Origin of the sequence: Streptomyces sp. NBC_00885, assembly GCF_045207475.1 — a bacterium.
Classification (GTDB): domain Bacteria; phylum Actinomycetota; class Actinomycetes; order Streptomycetales; family Streptomycetaceae; genus Streptomyces.
The window spans coordinates 4,104,596-4,129,600 of record NZ_CP108796.1; the positions used below are offsets into that span (position 1 = coordinate 4,104,596).

At 70.6% G+C, this 25,005-nt stretch carries 20 protein-coding genes; 8 read left to right on the top strand and 12 right to left on the bottom strand.

Annotated features, from left to right (window positions below; all coding sequences use genetic code 11):
• Positions 1–85: 85 nt before the first annotated feature.
• The 3 genes from OHA61_RS18570 to pdhA (OHA61_RS18580) are packed head-to-tail and all read right to left on the bottom strand — an operon-like array spanning position 86 to position 3,626.
• Positions 86–1,480, bottom strand: coding sequence for a dihydrolipoamide acetyltransferase family protein (locus OHA61_RS18570; RefSeq protein WP_406303965.1), 1,395 nt, complete (start codon positions 1,478–1,480; stop codon positions 86–88).
• Between the two features lie 14 nt (positions 1,481–1,494).
• On the bottom strand, positions 1,495–2,475 hold the full coding sequence (locus OHA61_RS18575) for an alpha-ketoacid dehydrogenase subunit beta (RefSeq protein ID WP_406303966.1): 981 nt from the start codon (positions 2,473–2,475) through the stop codon (positions 1,495–1,497).
• A 2-nt stretch (positions 2,476–2,477) separates the two neighbouring features.
• Entirely contained in the window at positions 2,478–3,626 is a 1,149-nt protein-coding gene (gene pdhA / locus OHA61_RS18580; RefSeq protein ID WP_324991173.1) for a pyruvate dehydrogenase (acetyl-transferring) E1 component subunit alpha, read from the bottom strand.
• Positions 3,627–4,187: 561 nt separating this feature from the next.
• Here pdhA (OHA61_RS18580) and OHA61_RS18585 point away from each other — a divergent pair.
• Positions 4,188–5,195: a phosphotransferase gene (locus tag OHA61_RS18585; RefSeq protein WP_406303967.1), complete on the top strand. Its 1,008-nt coding sequence runs from the start codon at positions 4,188–4,190 to the stop codon at positions 5,193–5,195.
• Positions 5,196–5,226: 31 nt separating this feature from the next.
• On the opposite strand, the gene OHA61_RS18590 is transcribed toward OHA61_RS18585, so the two are convergent.
• A complete protein-coding gene (locus OHA61_RS18590; protein ID WP_406303968.1) occupies positions 5,227–6,744 on the bottom strand; it encodes a protein kinase domain-containing protein in 1,518 nt (505 codons plus the stop codon).
• A gap of 359 nt (positions 6,745–7,103) precedes the next feature.
• Between OHA61_RS18590 and OHA61_RS18595 the strand changes: the two genes are divergently transcribed.
• The 6 genes from OHA61_RS18595 to OHA61_RS18620 all read left to right on the top strand — a co-directional run bounded on the left by OHA61_RS18595 (position 7,104) and on the right by OHA61_RS18620 (position 14,666).
• Positions 7,104–8,729 carry a protein kinase domain-containing protein gene (locus OHA61_RS18595; protein ID WP_406303969.1) on the top strand — a complete coding sequence of 542 codons (1,626 nt, stop codon included), beginning with the start codon at positions 7,104–7,106 and terminating at the stop codon, positions 8,727–8,729.
• Positions 8,730–8,982: 253 nt separating this feature from the next.
• The gene (locus tag OHA61_RS18600; protein WP_406303970.1) at positions 8,983–9,528 is read left to right on the top strand and encodes a hypothetical protein; all 546 of its coding nucleotides are present in this window, start codon (positions 8,983–8,985) and stop codon (positions 9,526–9,528) included.
• 85 nt (positions 9,529–9,613) lie between these two features.
• Entirely contained in the window at positions 9,614–10,285 is a 672-nt protein-coding gene (locus OHA61_RS18605; protein ID WP_406303971.1) for a PadR family transcriptional regulator, read from the top strand.
• A gap of 131 nt (positions 10,286–10,416) precedes the next feature.
• Entirely contained in the window at positions 10,417–11,157 is a 741-nt protein-coding gene (locus tag OHA61_RS18610; protein ID WP_406307393.1) for an ABC transporter ATP-binding protein, read from the top strand.
• A complete protein-coding gene (locus OHA61_RS18615; protein WP_406303972.1) occupies positions 11,154–14,015 on the top strand; it encodes an FtsX-like permease family protein in 2,862 nt (953 codons plus the stop codon). Before OHA61_RS18610 ends, OHA61_RS18615 begins: the two co-directional genes overlap by 4 nt.
• A gap of 108 nt (positions 14,016–14,123) precedes the next feature.
• Positions 14,124–14,666, top strand: coding sequence for a bacterial proteasome activator family protein (locus tag OHA61_RS18620; RefSeq protein ID WP_142214670.1), 543 nt, complete (start codon positions 14,124–14,126; stop codon positions 14,664–14,666).
• Between the two features lie 337 nt (positions 14,667–15,003).
• Here the strand turns inward: OHA61_RS18620 and OHA61_RS18625 are convergent, their stop codons facing one another.
• The 6 genes from OHA61_RS18625 to pdhA (OHA61_RS18650) form a co-directional block, all read right to left on the bottom strand.
• Positions 15,004–15,993 carry an NAD(P)H-quinone oxidoreductase gene (locus OHA61_RS18625; protein WP_406303973.1) on the bottom strand — a complete coding sequence of 330 codons (990 nt, stop codon included), beginning with the start codon at positions 15,991–15,993 and terminating at the stop codon, positions 15,004–15,006.
• 128 nt (positions 15,994–16,121) lie between these two features.
• Positions 16,122–17,468, bottom strand: coding sequence for a molybdopterin molybdotransferase MoeA (locus OHA61_RS18630; protein WP_406303974.1), 1,347 nt, complete (start codon positions 17,466–17,468; stop codon positions 16,122–16,124).
• Positions 17,465–18,370 (bottom strand): NTP transferase domain-containing protein, encoded by a 906-nt coding sequence (locus OHA61_RS18635; protein ID WP_406303975.1) that lies wholly within the window; start codon positions 18,368–18,370, stop codon positions 17,465–17,467. The genes OHA61_RS18630 and OHA61_RS18635 overlap by 4 nt, the downstream gene beginning before the upstream one ends.
• Positions 18,371–18,462: 92 nt before the next feature.
• A complete protein-coding gene (locus OHA61_RS18640; RefSeq protein ID WP_406303976.1) occupies positions 18,463–19,893 on the bottom strand; it encodes a dihydrolipoamide acetyltransferase family protein in 1,431 nt (476 codons plus the stop codon).
• Positions 19,893–20,897: an alpha-ketoacid dehydrogenase subunit beta gene (locus OHA61_RS18645; protein WP_361902200.1), complete on the bottom strand. Its 1,005-nt coding sequence runs from the start codon at positions 20,895–20,897 to the stop codon at positions 19,893–19,895. Before OHA61_RS18645 ends, OHA61_RS18640 begins: the two co-directional genes overlap by 1 nt.
• Positions 20,894–22,033, bottom strand: a complete 1,140-nt coding sequence (gene pdhA / locus OHA61_RS18650) for a pyruvate dehydrogenase (acetyl-transferring) E1 component subunit alpha (protein ID WP_324991150.1) — start codon at positions 22,031–22,033, stop codon at positions 20,894–20,896. The genes OHA61_RS18645 and pdhA (OHA61_RS18650) overlap by 4 nt, the downstream gene beginning before the upstream one ends.
• 205 nt (positions 22,034–22,238) lie before the next feature.
• On the opposite strand from pdhA (OHA61_RS18650), the gene OHA61_RS18655 reads away from it, so the two are divergent.
• Complete coding sequence (locus tag OHA61_RS18655; protein WP_406307394.1) at positions 22,239–22,760, top strand: Lrp/AsnC family transcriptional regulator; 522 nt, start codon at positions 22,239–22,241, stop codon at positions 22,758–22,760.
• Between the two features lie 51 nt (positions 22,761–22,811).
• Here OHA61_RS18655 and OHA61_RS18660 read toward each other — a convergent pair whose 3' ends face one another.
• Positions 22,812–23,405 carry a TetR/AcrR family transcriptional regulator gene (locus OHA61_RS18660; RefSeq protein WP_406303977.1) on the bottom strand — a complete coding sequence of 198 codons (594 nt, stop codon included), beginning with the start codon at positions 23,403–23,405 and terminating at the stop codon, positions 22,812–22,814.
• The gene (locus OHA61_RS18665; protein WP_406303978.1) at positions 23,402–24,919 is read right to left on the bottom strand and encodes a 3-hydroxyacyl-CoA dehydrogenase; all 1,518 of its coding nucleotides are present in this window, start codon (positions 24,917–24,919) and stop codon (positions 23,402–23,404) included. The genes OHA61_RS18660 and OHA61_RS18665 overlap by 4 nt, the downstream gene beginning before the upstream one ends.
• Between the last annotated feature and the right edge of the window lie 86 nt (positions 24,920–25,005).

Below are 25,005 nucleotides of genomic sequence, written 5' to 3' on the forward strand. Positions count from 1 at the left end.
CACCGCTGAAAACACGAGGTCCCGTGACGCATCGCGTCACGGGACCTCGGTGTTCCGGCCGTCAGGCCGTCAGGCCGTCAGGCCGTCAGGCCCAGGTGATCAGCCGCTTGGGCTGCTCCAGGATCGCCGCGACGTCCGCGAGCACCTTGGAGCCCAGTTCCCCGTCGACCAGCCGGTGGTCGAAGGAGAGCGCGAGCGTGGTGACCTGCCTCGGCTTGACCTTGCCCTTGTGGACCCAGGGCTGGAGCTTGATCGCGCCGACCGCGAGGATCGCGGACTCGCCCGGGTTCAGGATCGGCGTACCGGTGTCGACGCCGAGGACGCCCACGTTGGTGATCGTGACCGTGCCGCCCTGCATGGCCGCGGGAGTGGTCTTGCCCTCACGCGCGGTGGAGACCAGCTCGCCGAGCGCCTGCGCCAGTTCGGGCAGGGTCTTGTCGTGCGCGTCCTTGATGTTCGGCACGATCAGACCGCGCGGCGTGGCCGCGGCGATGCCCAGGTTGACGTAGTGCTTCTGCACGATCTCCTGGGCGGCCTCGTCCCAGGCCGCATTGACGGCGGGGTTGCGCTTGATCGCGACCAGCAGGGCCTTGGCGATCAGCAGCAGCGGATTGACCCGCAGCCCCGCCATGTCCTTGTCGGCCTTGAGCTCGTCGACGAGTTTCATCGTCCGGGTCACGTCGAGCGTGATGAACTCCGTGACATGCGGCGCGGTGAAGGCGCTGCCGACCATCGCCGCCGCGGTGGCCTTGCGTACTCCCTTGATGGGGATACGGGTCTCCCGGGCGCCCGCCACGACAGGCGCGGGTGCGGGCTGCGCGACGAGCGCGGGCTCGGCCAGGACCGGCGCTGGCGCCGGAGCCGGGGCGGCCGCCGCATGGACGTCCTCCCGCGTGATGACCCCGTCGGGCCCGGTCGGGGTGACCGTCGCCAGATCGATGCCCAGGTCCTTGGCGAGCTTGCGTACCGGGGGCTTGGCGAGCGGGCGGGCCTGGCCGGCGACCACGCCGTGGCCGTTCATCTCGGCCTGGATCGCGGCGGCCGCGGGGGCCTGCTCCGGGACGGCGGACGTGCCCTTGCGGGCGCGGCGCTTGGTGGAGGTCTCGGCGACGCCGTAGCCGACGAGGACGGGCGTGCGGCCCTTCGGCTCCGCCTCCTCGGCGGGCGTCTCGGCAGGGGTCTCGACGACGGGAGCGGCCGGGGCCGCGTCACCGCTGCCGGGCGCCACGTCGATCGTGATGATCGACGTGCCGACGTCGACGGTCGTGCCCTCCTCGAAGCGGAGCTCGTGCACCACGCCGTCGTACGGGATCGGCAGCTCGACGGCCGCCTTCGCCGTCTCGACCTCGCAGACGACCTGGCCGTCCGTCACCGTGTCTCCGGGCTGGACATACCACTTGAGGATCTCGGCCTCGGTGAGTCCCTCGCCCACGTCGGGCATCTTGAACTCGCGGAAGCGGAGCGAAGTGTCTTGAGTCATGGTCACGGCACTCCTCAGTACGCGAGCGAGCGGTCGACGGCGTCCAGCACCCGGTCAAGTCCCGGAAGGTACTCCTCCTCGAGCCGCGCCGGCGGGTAGGGGGCGTGGTAGCCGCCGACCCTCAGCACCGGGGCCTCCAGGTGGTAGAAGCACCGCTCGGTGATGCGAGCGGCGATCTCCGCGCCGGAGCCGTAGAAGACCGGGGCCTCGTGGACGACGACGAGCCTGCCCGTCTTCTCCACGGAGGTCTGGATGGTGTCGAAGTCGATCGGGGACATCGAGCGCAGGTCGATGACCTCCACCGACTTGCCCTCGTCTGCGGCCGCGGCCGCCGCTTCCAGGCAGACCTTCACCATCGGACCGTACGCCGCGAGCGTGAGGTCCGAGCCCGCCTTGACGACGCGGCCCTTGTGCAGCGGGCCCGGGATGGCCTCGGTGTCGACCTCGCTCTTGTCCCAGTAGCGCCGCTTCGGCTCGAAGAAGATGACCGGGTCGTCGCTCTGGATCGCCTGCTGGAGCATCCAGTACGCGTCGGAGGAGTTGGACGGCGAAATGACCTTGAGGCCCGCGACATGCGCGAACAGGGCCTCGGGGGACTCGCTGTGGTGCTCGACCGCGCCGATGCCGCCGCCGTAGGGGATGCGGATGACGACCGGCAGCTTGATCTTGCCGAGCGCGCGGGCGTGCATCTTCGCGAGCTGCGTGACGATCTGGTCGTACGCGGGGAAGACGAAGCCGTCGAACTGGATCTCCACGACGGGCCGGTAGCCGCGCAGCGCGAGACCGATCGCCGTGCCGACGATGCCGGACTCGGCGAGCGGGGTGTCGATGACCCGGTCCTCGCCGAAGTCCTTCTGCAGTCCGTCGGTCACCCGGAAGACGCCGCCGAGCTTGCCGACGTCCTCACCCATGATCAGGACCTTGGGGTCGGTGTCGAGCGCCTTGCGCAGCGACTCGTTGAGCGCCTTGGCGAGGGGAAGCTTCTGTACGGCCATGATTAGTTGCCCTCCTCGGCGAAGGACGCCTGGTACGCGAGGAACTGGGCGCGCTCCTCGTCGACGAGGGCGTGCCCGTCGGCGTAGACATTCTCGAAGATCGCCAGATGGTCCGGGTCGGGCATGGCCCGCACCGCCTCACGCACCCGCTTGCCGAGCGTCTCGCTCTCCTCCTCCAGGGAGGTGAAGAACGCCTCGTCGGCGTGGCCGGCGTTCTCCAGATACGTACGCAGCCGCAGGATCGGGTCCTTGGCCTCCCAGGCCTGGCGCTCCTCGTCCGCACGGTACTTCGTCGGGTCGTCCGAGGTGGTGTGCGCGCCCATGCGGTAGGTGAACGCCTCGACCAGGGTCGGGCCCTCGCCGCGGCGGGCACGCTCCAGCGCGGAGCGGGTCACGGCCAGGCAGGCAAGGACGTCGTTGCCGTCGACGCGGACGCCGGGGAAGCCGTAGCCCTGGGCGCGCTGGTAGAGCGGCACACGGGTCTGCTTCTCGGTCGGCTCGGAGATCGCCCACTGGTTGTTCTGGCAGAAGAAGACGACCGGGGCGTTGTAGACCGCGGAGAAGGTGAACGACTCCGCGACGTCGCCCTGGCTGGACGCGCCGTCACCGAAGTACGCGATCACGGCGGAGTCGGCGCCGTCCTTGGCCACGCCCATGGCGTAGCCGGTGGCGTGCAGCGTCTGCGAGCCGATGACGATCGTGTACAGGTGGAAGTTGTTGGTGGTGGGGTCCCAGCCGCCGTGGTTCACACCGCGGAACATGCCCAGCAGATTGGTCGGGTCGACTCCGCGGCACCAGGCGACGCCGTGCTCGCGATAGGTCGGGAAGACATAGTCGTCGTCGCGCAGCGCCCGGCCGGAGCCGATCTGGGCGGCCTCCTGGCCCAGCAGCGACGCCCACAGACCGAGCTCGCCCTGCCGCTGCAGAGCGGTGGCCTCGGCGTCGAAGCGCCGCGTCAGGACCATGTCCCGGTACAGCCCGCGCAGCTCGTCCGGGGTCAGGTCGATCTCGTAGTCCGGGTGCTCGACGCGCTCACCCTCGGGCGTCAGCAGCTGTACGAGCTGGGGCTCAGAACTCTGCGGCTTCTTCGCGGCGCTCACGCGCTTGCTGCTGCGTCGCGGTTTGCGCGCGGCAGTGCTCTCCACGGTCACGTGCGTGCTCCTCCGTCGGTCCGGCCCCCGGGGTTGCCGGTGTGGCCAGTGCGGCTCGCCTATTTCCGTACCCGTGCACGGGGTGGGTGCCGCTCGGCCGGGAATCAGGCGTGACAGGTGCCCCGGCGAGCGCCTGCCAAAGGCACGTTACCCAGTGGGTCGCACTCCTGCGAAACCCCACTTGACCTGCGATTTTGCTTGGATTTCCAAGTAAATCGAGAAATGCGGGAACAACCACTGGTCACAGCCTTGCAGGCCGCCGGAACACCGGCACGTTATCCCGGGCACCCCGGACACGGGAAGAGTAGATGTGTGACACCCCTTTCGTACGCGAAGAGGGTGAAATCATCGTATTACTAGGCAATGAGCTGCCGGCAGCGCACGGGACATCGCGGCCGTCCGGCCGCCTGCGCGCCCGGCGCACGGCGCCACCGACGCCGTCCGGTCACGGGTCACCCGTTCGGGTTCGTATACACCGAGCCACGCTTGTCCACCGCACAGATGCTGGATTATCCCGAAGAGCATCCCGCCGGCCACGCTGCGTGATCTAACATCTGGCGAGTGCCGCGCTCATCTGCAACTGTCCCACCCGTCGGTGTATTGCTGCGCCGTTACGAGAACCCGGGCGAACCACTCTCCTGCGAGCCCGTCACACAGGGGCTCCTCAACCGCGGCTACCGGCTCGCCACCACCCGTGGCGCCTACTTCCTCAAACACCATCTCGACGGCGACCACGAGGCCATCGCCCGCCAGCACCGGGCCACCCAGCGGCTGCAGGAGCTCGGCGTCCCGGTCGCCCCGCCCGTCGAGGACGCGCACGGCGACACGGTCGCCGTGATCGGCGGACGGTGCTACGCCCTGCACCCCTGGATCGAGGGGCGGCACCGCGACGGCGCGCAGCTGACGACACCCCAGTCCCGTCGGCTCGGCTCCCTCCTCGGTCTCGTCCACACCTGTCTGGAGCGGGTCATGGAGGTGGACGCCACCCACCGCGGCCGGCACGAGAGCGCCGACCCCGAGGAGACCTTCGCCCTCATCGACGAACTGCTGGCCCTCGCCCGCGCCGCCCGCCCCCGGGACGCCTTCGACAATCTGGCCGAGCGCAGGCTTCTCGAACGGCGCGCGCTCCTGGAACGCCATGCCGACCGCAGACCGCCCCCCGCCTCCCCGGGCTGCTGGGTGCACGGCGACTTCCACCCGCTGAATCTGCTCTACCGGGGCGCGGAACCGGCCGCGATCGTCGACTGGGACCGGCTGGGGGTGCACCCGCGCGCGGAGGAGGCGGTGCGGGCGGCGGCGATCTTCTTCGTCCAGCCGGCCGGTGAGCTGGAGCTGGGCAAGGTGAGGGCGTACGCGCGCGCCTACCGCCGGGCGGCCGGCGCGGACGCGGCGGAACTGGCCGCGGCGGTGCACCGGGTGTGGTGGGAGCGGCTCAACGACTTCTGGATACTGCGCTGGCGCTACCAGCTGCACGACCGAAGGGCCGACCCGCAGTTTCCTGCGGCGTCGGCCCTGGCGGTGTGGTGGACGAGGGAGTACGAGGCGGTACGGGACGCGTTCGCCGGCTGAGACCCCGCGAACTCAGCACCCTGAGTGCCCGTCAGCCGGAGCCCGGGTCGGCCGGGTTCCCCGTCTGACCGTCCGTCGGATCCGCCGTCGTCGGCTGATCCGTCGGATCCGTAGGCTGATCCGTCGGCTCCGTCGGCTGGTCCGTCGGATCGGCCGTCGTCGGCTCCTCCGTCGGCGTCTGCGGATCGCTGGGCGTGAACGACGGCTTGTCCGAGGGTGTCCACGACGGCTGCTGCTCGTCGCCCGTCGGGTCCGTCTCCTCGCTCTGCTCCGTGTCCTCCTCCGTCGGCGTCGGCGTGGTGTCCGGCGTCGACGGGGTCTCGGAGACCGTCGTGGTGGGCTTCTGGTCCGAGCCGTTGCCGTTCGCCTTGTTCAGCGCGAACGCGACACCACCGGCGATCGCCAGTACGGCGAGCACCGCGAGAAGCCACGTCTTGCCCCGGCCGCCGCGGCGGTCCCCGCCGTGCCCACCGCCGTCGTACCCGCCGTCGTTCGGGTTCATCGGGGGCAGGATCGGACTCTGCGAGGTCTCGCCGTGCACCGGGCGGTGCACGGCGGTCGGCGCGGTCGTCCCCATCGCCGGCGTGAATCCGCCCTCGTGCATGTCGACGGGTCCGGTGTTCCAGGTACCGGTGTGGCTGCCCTGCTGCTGGAGCATCTGCAGCCCGTACTGCACCAGTCCGCGCATCTCCTCCGCGCTCTGGAACCGGTCGTCCGGGTCCTTCGCGAGCGAGCGCATCACCAGTCCGTCGAGCTCCGGCGGCACCACGTCCGAGACCTCGGACGGCGGCGACGGAATGTCCTGGACGTGCTGGTAGACCACCGACAGCGGCGTCTCACCGGTGAACGGGGGCCGCAGGGCGAGGAGTTCGTAGAGCAGACAGCCCGTCGCGTACAGATCGGACCGGTGGTCGACGGCCTTGCCCAGCGCCTGCTCGGGGGAGAGGTACTGCGGCGTGCCCATGACCATGCCGGTCTGGGTCATCGTCGACTGCGCACCGTGCAGAGCGCGCGCGATACCGAAGTCCATCACCTTCACCGCACCGGAGTTGGTGATGATGACGTTCGCGGGCTTGATGTCGCGGTGCACGATGCCGTGCTGGTGGGAGTACGCGAGCGCCTCCAGCACACCGGAGACGATGATCAGCGCCTGCTCGGGCGGCGGGGCTTCCGCGTTGACCAGCAAGTCGCGGATGGTGCGCCCCTCGACGAGCTCCATCACGATGTACGGGACGGTCTGCTTGCCGACCACGTCCTCGCCGGAGTCGTATACCGCCACCACCGCATGGTGGTTGAGGCCGGCGACCGACTGCGCCTCGCGCGTGAAGCGGGCCTTGGAGACCGGGTCCTCGGCGAGATCGGAACGGAGCAGCTTGACGGCGACCGTGCGGCCGAGCCGTACGTCCTCCGCCGCGAACACCTCGGCCATGCCGCCGCGTCCGAGGGGGTGGGTCAGGCGGTAGCGGCCGTCGCCGACCAGTCCGCCGATGCCCCAGTTGTCCGCCGCACCCGGCACTCCGCCGCCGCCTGCTTCGGGTTCGGGTGCCATCAGTCCTCGCCGTCGTATCTGTCCGCGTGCACTGTATGTACTGTGCGTGCGGGTGTTCGCTTAAGTCCTCAGGGTCCTCTGCCACGTCACGCTACAGCCTTCGCGGGGCGCGCCGGTTCGAGAGACCGGCCATCAAAACCTCTGCCGCCGCGGCCGCGCAAATTACATGCGGTTCCTGTAACGCTTCCGAGACTCTTGTTGTGCGTACGGTCACGGAACGGGCACCCGGCTTGACGTGTCTGCGCCCTCGGGCAGACTTGGCCCGTAAATACGGATCACGGGAACGCGGATCGCAGGCATCGCGGGCATTGCGGGCAAACGCGGGCATCGCGGCCTTCGCGCCGAGGGGGAAGCAGAGCATGAGCCACGACGGCGCACAGGGCCGCTATGCGGGAGGTTCGGTCGCCGGCGGGCGCTATCAGCTGCGCGACCTTCTCGGCGAGGGCGGCATGGCGTCCGTATATCTCGCGTACGACTCGGCGCTCGACCGCCAGGTCGCCATCAAGACACTGCACACCGAACTCGGACGCGAGCAGTCGTTTCGTGAGCGGTTCCGGCGCGAGGCGCAGGCCGTCGCCAAGCTGTCGCACACCAACATCGTCTCGGTCTTCGACACCGGCGAGGACGAGCTCGACGGTTCGCTGATGCCGTACATCGTCATGGAGTACGTCGAGGGCCAGCCGCTCGGATCCGTACTGCAGGCGGACATCGCGCAGTACGGCGCGATGCCCGCCGACAAGGCCCTGAAGGTGACGGCCGACGTGCTGGCCGCGCTGGAGACCAGCCACGAGATGGGCCTGGTCCACCGCGACATCAAGCCCGGCAACGTGATGATGACCAAGCGCAATGTCGTGAAGGTCATGGACTTCGGTATCGCGCGCGCCATGCAGTCTGGGGTCACCTCGATGACCCAGACCGGCATGGTGGTCGGTACGCCGCAGTATCTGTCGCCCGAGCAGGCGCTGGGCCGCGGTGTGGACGCGCGGTCCGACCTCTACTCCGTCGGCATCATGCTGTTCCAGCTGCTGACCGGCCGGCTGCCGTTCGACGCGGACTCGCCGCTGGCGATCGCGTACGCGCATGTGCAGGAGGAGCCGGTCGCTCCGTCCACGATCAACCGCTCCGTCACCCCGGCGATGGACGCGCTGGTCGCACGGGCACTGAAGAAGAACCCGAACGAGCGTTTCCCCAGCGCCGCCACGATGCGCGACGAGTGCGCGCGAGTGGCGAGCGCCGGACAGACGGGCGCGCCGGTGATCATCGGCGGAGCTCCGACGACGAGTGGCGCGGGGGTGGGTTCGGCGGTCTTCCCGCCGCTGGACCAGTCGACTCCGGCGCCGCAGAGCGTGCAGACGCCCTACCAGCCGGGCCCGTACGGCCCGCCGACGCCGGCACCCGCGCCGGCTCCGGCGCCGCACTACGGGTATCCGCAGACGCCGGCCCCGGTACCGGCGTACCAGGCGCCCGCTCAGGGGGTCTCGACGCCGCCTCCGTACTCCATCTCTCCGCAGACCGCGGTCCCTGGCGGCAGCGGCAGCGGCGGCAAGCGGAACATGCCGGTCATCGTGGGCGCCATCGTGGTGTCGCTGCTGGCCATCGGCGGCCTGATCACGGCAATCGTGCTGAACAACGGCGACTCGGGCGACGACAACGCCGGCGGGGACCCGAGTGCGAGCACGTCGGCGGATGCGGGCGGGGCTCTGGCACCGGACCGGACCCGGACGATCGACAAGACGAAGTGCTCGGACGCCACGGAGGACGGCACCGATCCGTCGAAGGTCCAGGCCCCTCAGCTGCTCTACAAGGACGTCCTCTCGGTGAAGGACTGTCTGCGGGCGGCCGGCTGGACCTGGAAGGTGGTCGAGGAGGACAACCCTCAGTACCCCAAGGACGCTGTGATCTCGCAGTACCCGAGCTCGGGCGAGGCCGTGGTGCCGAAGAGCCAGGAGTTCGAGCTCACGATTTCCACGGGCAAGGCCGGCTGACCCGGACTTCAGCGCTCCACATCGCTTCACATGGCTTCACGTCGCTTCACTGGAACGGCCCGGCACGCGTCATGCGTGCCGGGCCGTTCTCCTGCGTGCCGTCGCGATTTCTCTCAAGATTCCCCGTGATTCCCCCGTGCGCCCGCTCGGGATGCCGGAATTGCCATGGTATGTGACGCTGAGTCCGATATCTCGGCGACTCGGCACGGGAGGGGGTCACCCGGTGACTCCAGCGCTCCGCACACACTGTGCGATGACAGTCGCCTCGCTCCTCCTGCTGGCCGCGCCCGTCGCGTACGCCGAGGAGTCCGAGGCTCCCGAGCCGACTCCGGCGGCCACGCCCGCCGCCGCCTCTTCCCTCGCGGGCCGCCCGGCCGGTGAGGGGCGCCCGCGGCCGGGACGTACTCCCGAGAAGCACAGGACTCACGCGTCGCACGACCGGGACGACCCCGGGGCGGCGGATCGCGAGGACCGGCCGGGCCGTAGACCGTCCGAGTCGTCTTCCCCTTCGGCTTCCGCGTCACAATCCGCTTCCGCCGACCCGTCCCGTACGCGCCGGTCCGAGCGGAAGCCCCCTCCCGCGGAGGACGAGGAACTCACGACGGACGAACAGGAAGAGGCGGAGGCCTCCGCGTCGCCCGCGCCGATCCCCAGCGCGCCCGCGGCCGCACGTCAGCAGGCACCTCAGGCCCTCCCCCAACCCGTCGCTCAGCAGATTTCCCCGATGTCGCTGGGGATCGGAATGGCCCTCATGGGGCTCGGAATCGGCTTCCTCGGGGTGCGGCTGCGGCGTCGCTGAACGCGCCGTCCTCCTCAAGACGGATGCACAGGCTCCGCCTATCGATGGGTTGCCCTCGGGGGCATACCCGGTATACATACTGAGTATGTCCATCCGCCACGGGCTTCTCGCCCTCCTTGAGCACGGCCCGCGCTACGGCTCCCTGCTCCGTACGGAGTTCGAATCCCGCACCGGTGCCACCTGGCCGCTCAACGTCGGTCAGGTCTATACGACCCTCAGCCGCCTGGAGCGCGACGGCATGGTCGCCCAGAGCGGCGAGGACGAAGCCGGCCATGCGCTCTACGCCATCACTGAGGCCGGGCACACCGAGCTGAGGAACTGGTTCGCCACGCCCGTGGACCGCAGCAGCCCGCCCCGCGACGAACTCGCCATCAAGCTCGCCATGGCCGTGGGCGCGCCCGGCGTGGACATCCGCAATGTCATCCAGTCCCAGCGCCACCACACCGTGAAGGCGATGCAGGACTACACCCGGCTCAAGGCGCAGGCACTGGCCGCGATCGAGAGCGGGGGCTCGGCCGAGCGCGACGACGTGGCCTGGCTCCTCGTGCTCGAGCAGCTGATCTTCCAGACCGAGGCCGAGGCGCGCTGGCTCGACCACTGCGAGGTCCGTCTCATCAGGCTCTCCGCGACGGCCGATCGGGGAGCCGGACGCCCGACGGCCGCATCTCTGATCGGGTCGCCCGCGAAGCCCGCCTCGTCTTCGGCGCAGGGGCAGTCCGCGGCATCGGCGCCGGGGCGCCCCGCGCCGCCGACCTAGCGTCCTGACTCTTTCAGCCTCTTCCTCTTTCAGCCTCTTCGCTTCTCGACTTCTTCGTATAACCGCTGTCTTCGTACATCCGCTCGTTCGTTCGCCGTCCGCACAAGGGGGACCCCTTCATGTCCGACCGCATGTCACAGCAGTCACAACAGCCCGTACTGCAACTCCAGCAACTGACCCGCGTCCACGGCAGCGGCGCCACCGAGGTGCATGCCCTGCGCGGCATCAACCTCGACGTCTTCCCCGGCGAACTCGTCGCCGTCATGGGCCCGTCGGGCTCCGGCAAGTCCACGCTGCTGACCATCGCGGGCGGCCTCGACACCCCCACCTCGGGCCGGGTGATCGTCGAGAACACCGACATCACCACTGCCCACCGCAAGACGCTCGCCGCCCTGCGCCGCCGCAGCATCGGCTATGTCTTCCAGGACTACAACCTCATCCCGGCCCTCACCGCCGCCGAGAACGTCTCCCTGCCGCGCGAGCTCGACGGCATCTCGGCGCGCAAGGCCCGTACCGAGGCCGTCGCCGCGCTGGAGGAGATGGACCTCGGTCATCTCGCCGACCGCTTCCCCGACGAGATGTCGGGCGGCCAGCAGCAGCGCGTGGCCATCGCCCGCGCCCTGGTCGGCGAGCGGCGGCTCGTCCTCGCCGACGAGCCGACCGGTGCCCTGGACTCCGAGACCGGCGAGTCCGTGCTCGCCCTGCTGCGCGCCCGCTGTGACGGCGGAGCGGCCGGCATTCTCGTCACCCACGAGCCGCGCTTCGCCGCCTGGGCGGACCGAGTGGTCTTCCTGCGTGACGGCGCGGTCGTCGACCAGACCATCCGCAGCCAGGCCGACTCGCTGCTCTCGGGCCAGGCGGCGGAACTGTGAACAGCTGGTACCACTCCTGGCGAGCCGCGATCCGTATAGCCCGCCGCGACGCCTTGCGCTCCAAGGGACGCAGCTTCCTCGTCCTCGCGATGATCGCCCTCCCGATCCTCGGCGTGAGCGCCGCGGATCTGACTCTGCGCAGCGCCGAGTTGTCGACCGAGCAGAGCCTTGAGCGCAAGCTGGGCGCCGCCGACGCCCGGCTGTCCGACCCCGGTCTGGGCGGCGTGCCCATCAAGCAGACGCCCGACGCCGTCAGCTACGTGCCGGTGGGGGACTTCGAAGGAAAGCCGTGGCCCGAGGGCAAGACGGACATCAGCAAGGCGCTGCCGACGGGTGCCAAGACCCTTACGGACTCCCTGGGTTCGGGCAAGCTGCGCACCACGCACGGTCTGCTGAACACCGAGATCCGTGAGCTGAAGGCCTCGGACCCGATGGCCAAGGGCATCATGGTCGTCGACCAGGGCCACCTGCCCCAGAAGTCCGACGAAGTCGCCGCGACCACGCACTTTCTGGAGTCCAGTGGTCTGAAGGTGGGCTCCAAGCTCACGGCCCGCGGACTCGACAGCGAGTACACGATCGTCGGCTCGTACGAACTCCCCGACGCGCTGAAGACCGACCAGGTCAACGCGCTGCCTGGCGCGCTTCTCGCCCCGCTCGACAAGGCCCTCGACAAGGCCGAGCTGCCCGGCACCGAGACCAGCACCACGCATCTGGTGAGCGTCTCCGGTGGTTTCACGTGGAACATGGTCAAGGCGACCAACGCCAAGGGCGTGACGGTCAATTCGCGCGCCGTGGCCCTCGATCCGCCCGCCAAGGCCGATGTTCCGATCTACCAGGAAGAGGGCTGGCGCACCTTCGAGGACAGCGCGGCCGCCAATGCAGCCGAGTTCGCCGCGGTCGCCACCGTCGTCGGCCTTGCCATGCTGGAGATCTGCCTGCTGGCCGGGCCCGCCTTCGCGGTCGGCGCCCGCCGCTCGCGCCGCCAGCTCGGTCTGGTCGGCGCCAACGGAGGAGACCGCCGCCATATCCGGGCCATCGTCCTCGCCGGTGGTCTGGTGATCGGCTTCGCCGCGGCCGTGGTCGGCACGGTCCTCGGTCTGCTGCTCACCTTCGCGTTGCAGCCGGTCCTCGAGGACTACATGGGCGCTCGCTTCGGAAGCTTCGACGTACGGCCGCTCGAACTGCTCGGCATCGGTCTGCTCGCTGTGTTCACAGGCCTGATGGCCGCGATCGTCCCGGCGGTCACCTCGTCCCGCCAGTCCGTGCTGGCCTCGCTCACCGGCCGTCGTGGCGTCCGCAAGAGCAACCGGGTGCTGCCGGTGATCGGCCTGATCGCGGTTCTGCTGGGCGCGGGGATCGCGCTCTACGGCTCGCTGATGACGGACCAGGTCATCGTCGTCGCCGGAGGCAGCGCCATCGCCGAGCTGGGCGTGGTCGCGCTGACCCCCGCGCTGGTGGGCCTGTTCGGCCGGACCGGGCGCATCCTGCCGCTCTCGCCGCGCCTCGCGCTGCGTGACGCGGTACGCAACCGGGGCCGCACGGCTCCCGCGGTGGCGGCGGTGCTGGCCGCCGTCGCGGGCACGGTGGCCGTGGCGACGTACACCGCGAGCAACGAGGCCCAGGGCAAGGCCGATTACCAGGCACAGCTGCCGCACGGCGCGGTCGCCGTGATGCTCGACGAGGCCGGCGGCCGGGACGTCCCCGCTGTGCGCGCCGCCGTCCAGAAGCTGCTGCCCATCGATGTGCGGGCCGATGTGGACCGGATCTCGGTCGGCAAGTCCAGCTGCTCGATGTACAGCGGCAAGGAGGGCTGCGGCCGCTACGAGGTCATCGTGCCCAAGGCCAACCAGTGCCCGCTGTGGATGACCGACCCTGCCCATCCGAACGAGGACCCGACGGACAGGTTCAGCAAGGAGCAGCGCCGCAAGCTGGCAAAGGACTGGCGCTGCAAGGAGACCTCGGGCTCGGCCTATGCCGACGCGGGTGTGGTGATCGGTGACGCGAAGCTGCTGAACGTGCTCGAGATCAACGACGCGGCGGCGGAGAAGGCGCTGGCGGACGGGCAGATCGTCTCGTTCGACAAGCGCAATCTCGACGCCAAGGGAAAGATCAACATCCGCCTGATCACCGACACGAAGAAGGCCGACGAGGCCGCGGAGAAGGGCAAGGAGGCGCCGGGCGAAATCAAGTCGTTCACCGCGCACCAGGTCTCCGGACCCGCCAATTCGTACGGCGTCGCCATGATCGTGCCGCCTGCGGCGGTCAAGGCCGCGGGTATGACCACGGTGCCGCTCGGGGCGTACTACTCGACCGACAAGATGCCGAGCAGCGCGCAGCGCCAGCGGCTGGACAGCGAGCTCGACAAGACAGGCTCGGACATCAGTCTCCACGTCGAGGACGGCTACACCAGCGAGAACAGCATCATCCTGCTGTCGCTGACCGTCTTCGCCGGGCTCATCACCATCGGCGCTGCGGGTATCGCCACGGGCCTCGCCCAGGCCGATGCGGAGGCCGACCTGAAGACCCTGGCCGCGGTCGGCGCCCCGCCGCGGGTGCGCAGGACACTCAGCGGGTTCCAGTGCGGGGTGGTGGCCGCGATGGGTGTGCTGCTCGGCTCGGCGGCGGGTGTACTCCCGGCGGTCGGGCTGCGGCTCACCGAGAAGCGCGAGCAGATGAAGTTCCACGAGCAGGCACTCGACCAGGGCTTCGGCTCGGCCGACTCGGTGCCGTACGTGCCGATCATCGTGCCCTGGGCAACCCTGGCCGCGCTGCTCGTCGCGGTCCCGGTCGGCGCGGCGCTCTTGGCGGCACTGGTGACCCGCTCCCGCGGTGCGCTCTCCCGCCGAGAGGCGACCTGACGGTCGCATCCGGCCATATCCAGCGGTTTTGTGCCCCCGTACGAGGGTGGATCACCCTCGTACGGGGGCACACCGTGTGGTGACGCACATGTGCGAGAGAATGGCGGCATGGAGATGCCGAGGAATGAACGGTCGCAGGAGAGCCCCCATGTCCTTGTCGTGGGACAGGACGGAATGGCACTCGGCGGCGGTCACAGTGACGACGAGTCGCGCGAGGTCCCGGTGACGGAGATGGTCGAGCAGCCTGCCAAGGTCATGCGGATCGGCAGCATGATCAAGCAGTTGCTGGAGGAAGTCAGAGCGGCACCGCTGGACGAGGCGAGCCGGGTCCGGCTCAAGGAAATCCACGCCAGCTCCGTCAAGGAACTGGAGGACGGCCTCGCCCCCGAACTGGTCGAGGAACTCGAACGCCTCTCGCTCCCCTTCACGGACGAGGCAATCCCCTCGGAGGCCGAACTTCGTATCGCGCAGGCCCAGTTGGTGGGCTGGCTGGAGGGTCTCTTCCACGGCATCCAGACGGCGCTGTTCGCCCAGCAGATGGCGGCCCGTGCCCAGCTGGAACAGATGCGCCGAGCGCTCCCGCCGGGAGTGAGCCACGAGGACGACGAGGACGGCCAGCACGGCGCGATCCGCTCTGGCCCGTACCTGTAACTCGAACTCGCGAATCTTCGCGCGACACGACGGCGGACCGGGGTACGGATACCTCGGCCCGCCGGTCTTTTGCCCGCGGCCTGCCGGTGGGCGGGGAAGTCTTGCGCCGCGCCACGGCGGTTGCGACGAAGCCGCGATGCTGTCGGCCGCGCTAGGCGACGCCCCGCAGGAACCGTGCGCGGCGAAGTCCGGCACGCGCCCCGGGTCTGGTGCGGCGAAGCCCGGACACCTCGGGGGCACGGGGTACGCCGTACCCCCGACCTCAAGGGCCGGCGGGTGGGCTACCCCCGCCAAGCGGGAACCGCCCCCGCAGCGTGGGCCCGTGCCCCACCCGCCGTCACTCACCCGCAGGCGAGACCAACAGCACCTTCCCCACATTCGCCCCGGACTCCAGCACCCGGTGCCCCTCCGCCGCGTCCGCGAGTGCCACCCTCCGGTCCACCACCGCCCGCACCCGGCCCGCTTCAATCAGTGGCCACACGTGCTCCCGTACCGCTGCCACGATCGACGCCTTCTCGCCCAGCGGCCGGCCCCGCAGCGATGTCGCCGTCACCGCCGCCCGCTTGCCCAGCAGTGTCGCCAGGTTCAGTTCGCCCTTGACGCCGCCCTGCAGGCCGATCACGGCAAGGCGGCCGTTGACGGCCAGCGCCCGCACATTCCGGTCCAGATACTTCGCGCCGACGATGTCGAGGATGACGTCCGCCCCCGCCCCCTCCGTCGCCTTCCGCAGCTCCTCCACGAAGTCCTGCTCGCGGTAGTCGATGAGGATGTCCGCGCCCAGTTCCGCACAGCGGGCCAGCTTCTCGGGCCCGCCCGCCGTCACGGCGACCCGTGCCCCCACCGCCTTGGCCAGCTGGATCGCCATCGTGCCGATCCCGCTCGCTCCGCCGTGCACGAGCAGCGTCTCTCCGGGCCGCAGATGCGCGATCATGAACACGTTGGACCACACCGTCGAGGTCACCTCGGGCAGCGCCGCCGCCGTGACCAGGTCCATCCCCTGCGGCACCGGCAGCAACTGCCCCATCGGCACGGCGGCCTTCTCCGCGTATCCGCCGCCGGCCAGCAGCCCGCACACCTCGTCGCCCACGGCCCACCCCGAGACCCCGGGCCCCAGCGCGGCAATACGCCCGGAGCATTCGAGACCGGGATACGGGGACGCACCGGGCGGCGGGTCGTAGAAGCCCTGCCGCTGCAGCAGATCCGCACGGTTGACGGCGCTGGCCACGACGTCGACGAGGACCTCGCCCTCGCCGGGCACGGGATCGGGCACCTCTGCCCAGACAAGCGCCTCGGGACCACCAGGTTCGGGAATCGTGATCGCATGCATGGGCGCGAGGCTACTCCGCGTCCTGGCTGTTCAGTGCCGTTGAGGGGCGAGATCCTCGGCTCGCCGAGCCATGGCGTCCCGGCCGGGACGTTTCACGTGAAACGTCCTCCGTCGGCGATCGACGGCGCTCAGGAGGTCCACGGCAGGTCGAGGACCTCCAGCTCATCACCGGCCCGCGCCCCGCCCGGCGGCACGACGGCCAGACCGTCGGCGGCGGCGATTCCGCGCAGCATGGCGGGCCCGTTGTAGTGCAGCGGCACCAGCCGGTCGGCGCGGTGGACGAAGGGCACAAGGCGGGTGTCGTACGGGTGCCCATGCACCTCGTCACGTACCGGCGCGCGATACGGAACGGAGGTCGGCCGTCCCGCAAGTCCGCTCAACAGCGGCTCTGCGAGTGTCAGCAGCCCGGAGACCGCAGCCAGGGGATTGCCGGGCAGCCCCACCAGGTACCTGGGCGACATGTCGCCCTGCGGTGCGAGGCGAGCCAGCAGCATCGGATGGCCGGGGCGCACGGCCACCCCGTCCACCAGCAGCTCGGCGCCCGCCTTCCCCAGGACCGGGTGGACATGGTCGACGGGACCCGCGGCCGTGCCTCCGGTGGTGACGATGAGATCGGCGTCGGAGGTGGTGACAGCGCGGTGCAGGGCTTCGGCGTCGTCACCGAGGCGCCGGGTGGCGACGACATCGACGCCGAGGGCACCGAGCCAGGGCCCGATCATCGGCCCGAGGGCGTCGCGGATGAGGCCTCGGTGGGGGAGTCCGGCGTTGAGCAATTCATCGCCGAGCACCAGCACTTCGACGCGCGGCCGCGCAATGGTGACCAGCTCGTCGTAACCGGCGGCCGCGGCGAGACCCAGCACCGCAGGGGTCACCAGGGAGGCGGCGGGCAGGAGGTGGTCGCCGGACCGGCATTCCTGTCCTCGCGGCCGGATGTCCTGTCCCTGGACCACCTCGCGCTCGGCATGCAGCCGGCCCTCGTCCGCATCGGTACGGGCGTGCTCGCTGCGGATCACCGCGGTGGCCTCGGGCGGGATACGCGCGCCCGTGGCGATGCGTACCGCCGCGCCGTCGGGGAGCGGCGGGGTTTCGCCGTGCCCGGCGAGAAGCGAGCCGCCGCCGCGAATGGTCCACGGCCCGGGACCGGCGACGGCCCAGCCGTCCATGGCGGACGTGTCGAAGGAGGGCAGATCGCAGAGCGCGGTGAGCGGCTCGGCCAGCACCTGGCCGAGGGCATGTTCGAGCCGGACCCGCCGGGTACGGGGCCGCGCGGCGCGACCGATACGCGCGGCGAGAGCCCGTGCGTCGGACCACGAAGTCGCGCGGTGCCGCTCCGCGGCCGACTCGCCGATCGCTTCGGAGCAGGCGTCGGAGCCTGGAGCCGAACCGGAAGCGTCTTCGTGCCGCGTCCGGCGGGCGACGAGCGCGAGGGCTTCCTCGACACCGTCGGATTCGGCCTCGTGATCCCGACCGTTCATCCGGCGCCGCCCCCGTCCGGCTCGGCAGGCCCGGAAGCCTGGGCGGGACCGGCTCCCGGGGCCTCCTGTTCGGCCTCCTCCGCCCAGCGCGCGGCGAGCGCGGCCGCCTTGCGGGCGGCTTCGGCGACCTCCGCCGGGCCGCCGCTTCCTGCCTGGGCCGCCGCGTACCCCACCAGGAAGGTGGTGAGCGGTGCGGCAGGGCGGGCGACGCCGTGCGCGGCATCCCGCGCGAGGTCGAGCAGGACGCCTGTGTCGACGTCGAGTTCGATGCCGAGTTCGTCCTTGACTGCGGTGATCCATTCGTCCAGCACGTTCCCATGGTCCCTGATGCGGGCCCGAGCGGCGGAGATGTCCTCCCAGGTGTCGCAGTCGAAGGAGGCGAGCGGCTCCGCGTCGATCCGGGCGAGATCCAGCTCCTGCGTCAGCAGACGCAACGGCAGCCCGGTCAGACTGCCGTACTCGGTGGCGAGAAGGGCGAGTTCACGGCGCAGCGGTTCGGTGCGGTACGCGGCGACGAGGGGCTGGTCGCGTCCGCCCGCATCGGTGAGCAGCGCCGCCTCGCGCCCGCTCGTGCCCAGGGTGCCGATCAGCTGCCGTACGGTCCGCTCCCCCAGGAAGGGCAGATCGGCCGAGAGGACCAGGACGGCTCCTGCCTCGACCTGCCGCACCCCGGCGTCGAGCGCGGCGAGCGGCCCGCCACCGGGGGGCTCCTCGCGCGCCCACACCACGGGGCGCGCCGTAGCCCGGCGCCCCCCGACCACGACGGTGCGCCCCGCGTCACGGCACACCCCGAGCACCCGGTCGAGCAGGGCCCGACCGCCCACTCTCACCGCAGGCTTGTCGGCCCCGCCCAGCCGCTTCGCGGCACCCCCGGCGAGCACGATGGCGTCATAGGCGGTCATGCCTGAAGTATGGGCTGCGATCGCGTGGCCGGGCAGCCCCGGGTGATCTCATCTGTCCCCCGGGGCGTGCCCAGGCCGTCGTACGGCTGTCGCTACAGGCTGCGCAGCAGCACCGACGGGTGCTCGACGCAGTCGGCGACATAGCGCAGGAAGCCGCCCGCGGTGCCGCCGTCACAGACCCGGTGGTCGAAGGTGAACGAGAGTTGCACGACCTGGCGTACGGCCAGCTCGCCCTGGTGCACCCACGGCTTCGGCACGATCCGGCCCACCCCGAGCATCGCCGCCTCGGGGTGGTTGATGATCGGCGTGGAGCCGTCGACACCGAACACCCCGTAGTTGTTCAGGGTGAACGTCCCGCCCGTCAGATCGGCCGGAGTCAGCGTCCCCTGCCGCGCCGCCTCCGTCAGCCGCGCGAACTCGGCGCTCAGCGACTCGGCGGAGCGGCTGTGCGCATTGCGTACGACCGGAACGACCAGGCCACGCTCGGTCTGCGCCGCGAAGCCCAGGTGCACTTCGGGAAGCCGCACGATCTCCCTGGCGTCCATGTCCACCGTGGAGTTGAGCTCCGGGTGGCGGGCGAGCGCGGCCGTACAGATCCGGGCGAGCAGCGCCAGCAGCGAGATCTTCGGACCGCCCGCCGCGTTCATCGAGACCCGCGCTGCCATCAGCTCGGTCGCGTCCGCATCGACCCAGCAGGTGGCGTCCGGGATCTCGCGCCGGCTGCGGGACAGCTTGTCGGCCACGGCTCCGCGTACGCCGCGCAGCGGTATCCGCTCGCCGCGCGTCACAGCGGAGGCGGGTGCCGCGGCGACAGGCGCGGGCGCGGCCGGTGCCTCTGCGGTCCGCATGGCGTACTCGACGTCGGCACGCAGGATCAGGCCGTCAGGCCCGGAACCGGTCAACGTGCGCAGATCGACGGCGTGTTCACGGGCAAGACGGCGGACGAGCGGCGAGATGACGGGCACAGGTCCGCTCTGGACGGCCTCATCGACCGCCACCGCGCCCGCCGGCCGGCGCTCGGGCGCCGGAGCGGCGGCAGAAGCCTGAGCGGGAGCTGAACTGGGTGCGGGAGCGGGAGCGGGCGCCGCCGGAACGGACGCCAGAGGCCCGGCAGGCCGAATCCGCCGACGACGGGCCGCGGGCGCACCCGTCCCGTAGCCGACGAGCACATTGCCCGAAGACTCCTCCGCTGCCCCGGCAGAACCGGCGGCCTCAGCGGTACGGGTCGAGCCGGAGGAGCCGGAGGAGCCGTTACCGCCGGCCCCGCCCAGGTCCGCCGCTCCCACCGCAACCGTCAACAGCGGCGCCCCGACGGGAAGTTCCGTGCCTTCTTCGCCGAAACGCGCCGTCACCACGCCCCCGTAGGGACACGGCACCTCCACCATCGCCTTGGCCGTCTCGACCTCGACGACCGGCTGGTCGATCGCGACGACGTCGCCCACCGCCACCAGCCAGCGCACGATCTCCGCCTCGGTCAGGCCCTCGCCGAGGTCCGGCAGCTTGAATTCGAGCACCTGAGCCATCAGCTCCCCGCCTCCCACTGCAGCCGCGCCACCGCGTCCAGAACCCGGTCCACTCCCGGCAGATGGTGCCGCTCCAGCATCGGCGGCGGATACGGAATGTCGAAGCCGGCCACGCGCAGCACCGGGGCCTCCAGATGGTGGAAGCAGCGCTCCGTCACCCGCGCGGCGATCTCCCCTCCAGGGCCGCCGAAACCGGTGGACTCATGGACGACGACCGCACGCCCCGTGCGCCGCACGGACGCGCAGACCGTCTCGTCGTCGAAGGGCACCAGCGAGCGCAGATCGACGACTTCCAGATCCCAGCCCTCGGCCGCGGCCGCTTCGGCGGCCTCCATGCAGACCGGCACGGAGGGCCCGTACGTGATCAGCGTGGCGCTGCGCCCCGGCCGGCGCACCACGGCGCGGCCTATCGGCTCCACCGCGGACGGTGCTTCGGGCGACCACGCGGCCTTCGACCAGTACAACCGCTTGGGCTCCAGGAAGACCACCGGGTCGTCGGACGCGATCGCGGCCCTCAGCAGCCCGTACGCATCGTCGACGGTCGCGGGCGTGACGACGTGGAGTCCCGGAGTCGCCACGTAGTAGGCCTCGGACGAGTCACTGTGGTGCTCGACGCCACCGATTCCGCCGCCGTACGGCACGCGCACGGTGATCGGCAGCGGCATCCCGCCCCGGGTCCGGTTCCGCATCCGCGCGACATGGCTGATCAGCTGCTCGAACGCCGGGTAGGCGAAGGCGTCGAACTGCATCTCGACCACAGGCCGCAGCCCGTACATCGCCATGCCGACGGCCGTGCCGAGGATGCCCGCCTCGGCGAGCGGCGTGTCCGTACAGCGGTCCTCGCCGAACTCCTTGGCCAGCCCGTCCGTGACCCGGAAGACTCCGCCGAGCGTGCCGACGTCCTCCCCCATCACGTGGACGGTCGGGTCCTCGGCCATCGCGTCCCGCATCGCCCGCTGAAGGGCCTGCGCCATCGAGGCCGGCTTCACCGCTGCCGTGGTCATCGTGCTTCTCCCTCGGCGTCGAGCTCGGCCCGCAGCTGCGCGGCCTGCTCCCGCAGCTGGCTGGTCTGCTCGGCGTAGACATGCGCGAAGAGGTCCATGGGGTCGAGCACCGGGTCGGCGTTCATCCCCTCGCGCAGCGACGCGGCCATCGTCTCGGCCGCGTCGGCAGCGGCCCGTATGCCGTCCTCGTCAAGCAGTCCTCGCTCGGTCAACTCCCGCTCCAGCAGCCGGATCGGATCGTGCGCACGCCAGGCCTCGACCTCGCTCTCGACCCGGTAGCGGGTCGCGTCGTCGGCGTTCGTGTGGGCGTCCATGCGGTACGTCACGGCCTCGATCAGCGTCGGACCTCCGCCGCGCCGGGCCCTGGCCACGGCATCGGCGAGCACCTCGTGCACCGCGGCCGCGTCGTTGCCGTCGACGAGCCGGCCCGGCATTCCGTATCCCACGGCCTTGTGGGCGAGCGAGGGCGCGGCCGTCTGCTTGGCCAGCGGTACGGAGATCGCGAAGCCGTTGTTCTGGACCAGGAAGACGACCGGGGCCTGCCACACCGCGGCGAAGTTCAGTGCCTCGTGGAAGTCGCCCTCGCTGGTGCCGCCGTCGCCGACCATGGCGAGAGCGACGACGTCGTCGCCCTTGAGCCTGGCCGCGTGCGCCAGTCCCACGGCATGCGGCAACTGGGTGGCGAGCGGGGTGCACAGGGGCGCTATGCGGTGCTCGTGCGGGTCGTATCCGGTGTGCCAGTCACCGCGCAGCAGCGTCAGTGCCTGTACGGGGTCGAGCCCACGTGCCACGGCCGCGAGGGTGTCGCGGTAGCTGGGGAAGAGCCAGTCCCGCTCCTCGATCGCCAGCGCCGCCGCCACCTCGCACGCCTCCTGTCCGGTGCTCGACGGGTAGACGGCAAGCCTGCCCTGCTTGGTCAGGGCGGTCGCCTGGGCGTTGTACCTGCGGCCGCGCACCAGCTCCGCGTACAACCGCAGGAGCAGCTCGGGGTCCACGCCGGCGGCGGCGTCCGTGCCGAGCACGCGGTACGGCTCCGGGTCCGGGAGCAGGGGTGCGGGGTCGGTACGGGGCTTCCACGCCGGCGGCGGGGTGGGCCGGTAGGCGGCAGCGGCACCGGGCAGCTCCTGAACCGTCATGCTGCTCTTCCTCAACGCGAGCACCTCCTCACGGGAGCGACGACGAAGCGGCACGACAGTGTGGCCCGCCTCCCTACCGATTGTTCGGTCGTGGACGCATTTTGGCTACAGGCACCTTCAGCCTGTGGACAAACGGTTCTCCACAGCCTGAGATGGAGACAGGTCGTCCATGCTGAGAAGGCGGGGGGATATGGCAGCTGAACAAATGGCCGAGGGCGGGGACCGGACGGAGCAGACCACTCCGGCACGGCCCCTCGATCCCATCGACCGGGACATCCTTCGGATCCTCCAGACCGACGGCCGCGCCTCGATACGCTCCGTGGCCGAGCGTGTGCATGTCTCGCGCGCCAACGCGTACGCGCGCATCAACAGGCTCATCGACGACGGCGTGATACGCGGCTTCAGCGCCCGGGTGAACCACGAGCGCGCAGGTCAGGGCGCCTCTGCCTACATCACACTCAAGATCGTGCAGAACACCTGGCGCACGGTGCGCGAGCAGCTGCAGGCCCTGCCCGGAGCCGCCCACATCGCTCTGGTCAGCGGCGATTTCGACGTACTGCTCCTGGTCCACACCCCGGACAACCGCACGCTGCGCGAGCTCGTCCTGACCCGGCTCCAGTCCATCCCGGAAGTGCTCTCCACGCACACGCTGCTGGTCTTCGAGGAGACGGATCTCGACCCGGGGCCCGGTCCAGGCACGCCACCGGACGTGGAGCCGCTGCAGTAGAGCCGCTGCAGTAGACCTGCCCCTGTCGTGGAGCTCGGGAGGCCTGTAGCTCTAGGAGTCCGTACGCAGCCCGTCGAAGGCGAGCCTGACGACCGCCTCGGCGACCTCTTCGCCCTCATAGCCGCTGCCGGGATGCGGGCGGTACCACTCGACCAGCGAGTTCACCATGCCGAAGAGGAGCCTGGTCGCCAGCCGGATCTCCATGTCCGCACGGAGATCGCCGTCGGCCGCTGCGGCCTTGAGCAGATCGGCCACCCGCTGGTCGAAGTCGCGGCGCCGCTCCATGGCCCACCGCTCGGTCTTCGTGTTGCCCCGTACGCGCAGCAGCAAAGTCACATAGGGCAGCTCGGCCATCAGCACCTCGACAGTGCGCCGGGTGACGTACTCGACCCGCTCGATGGCCCGTCCGCGCAGCGCCCCCGGCTCGTCGAGGACGGCGAAGAGGGCGTCGAGCGCCCGGCTGACGGCCCGGCGTAGCAGTTCCTCCTTGCCCGTCACATGGTGGTAGATCGAGGACTTGGAGATGCCTGCCGCCTTGGAGAGATGCTCCATGGAGGTGCCGTCGTAGCCGCGCTCGTTGAAGATCCGGACTGCGACGGTCAGCAGCGTCTCCGGCGTGTAGGTGTCCCGCTTGGCCGTGGTCATGCGCCTGCCTCGTCCTTCTCCGGCCGCACATACGACTGCCGGTAGAGCCCCAGGGAAGGGGCGTAGCGCCCGGTGGGCACGCGCGCGTGGAGCTCGTCCAGCAGCTCGTGAGCCCAGGAGCGGCCGAGTCGGCGGCCCCATTCGACAGGCCCCAGCGGATAGTTGACGCCGAGCAGCATCGCCGTGTCGATGTCCTGAGGTGTGGCGACCGACTTGGCGACGGCGTCGGCGGCGAGATCCACGAGCATCGCGACCGTACGGGCCACGATCATCCCCGGGACGTCCCCGATGACGCTGACCTTCTTGCCGAGGGCCTGGAAGAGGCCGATCGACTGCCTGAGCGTCTCCCAGCCGGTGACCTCGGAGGCGGAGAGCGCGATCCGGGTCGCTGTCCGGTAGTCGAGGGCGAGGTCGAAGTAGACGACATCACGGAACTCCGCCGAGGTCTGCCCGTCGGCGAGCACCAGCTGTCCGCCACTGGGCAGCACGATCCTGGTGCCCTGGTCCTCTTCCGCCTCGCGGACGCTGATGCCCGCCTCCCGGATCATCCCGAGTAGCTCCCGGGCAGGCCCGAGGCCGCCCTCCACGGTGATGTGGGACGGCGGCTCGGTGGCCGGTGCGGTGTGCGGCTCGGGGCGCTGGGCGCCCTCCTCGTACGAGAACCAGCCGCGGCCGCTCTTGCGCCCGTGCAGGCCCGACTCGACGAGCCGGCGCTGGGCGAGCGACGGCGTGAACTTGGGGCTCTGGAAGAAGGACTCCCAGACCGAACGGGTCACGGCCTCATTGACGTCCTGGCCGATCAGGTCGGTCAGCTCGAAGGGCCCCATCCGGAAGCCGCCGCTCTCGCGCAGCACCGCGTCGATGGTGGCCGGATCGGCGCCGCGCTCCTCGTACACCGCGAAGGCCTCGGCGTAGAAGGGCCGGGCAATGCGGTTGACGATGAACCCGGGGGTGTCGGTGCAGCGCACCGGGGTCTTGCCCCATGCCTTCGCCGTCTCGTACGCGCGTGTGGCGGCCGCGTCCTCGGTGGCGAAGCCGCTGACCACCTCGACCAGCGGGAGCAGCGGCGCCGGATTGAAGAAGTGCAGACCGACGAAACGGCCCGGGTTCCTGAGAGCGCCCGCGATGGCGGTCACCGAGAGTGAGGAGGTGTTGGTGGCCAGTACGCAGCCGTCGGCGACGATCTCCTCGAGCGCCGTGAACAGGTCCTGCTTGACCGGGAGTTGTTCGAGGACCGCCTCGACGACGAGCGCGGCGTCGGCCAGCTCGGCCAGTTCCGCCGCGGGGTGCAGCCCGGCACGAGCGGCATCCCTTTCGGCCGCGTCCATCCGGCCCTTCTCGACCAGCCGGTCGAGGCGCGCGCCGATGGCGTTTGCCGCCTCGCCCGCCCTTCCGGGGACGGCGTCGTAAAGACGCACGGGGTGGCCTGCGACGAGGGCGACCTGCGCGATGCCCTGCCCCATGGTGCCGGTGCCGACCACGGCGACGGTCCGGCTCTGATCGATGGCGGTCATGGGAGTGATCCTCCCCGATGAGTTGTCCACAGGTTCGCCAGGCCCCCTTGTACCGACCGATCGTTCGGTTACTCTAACTCTGTCAT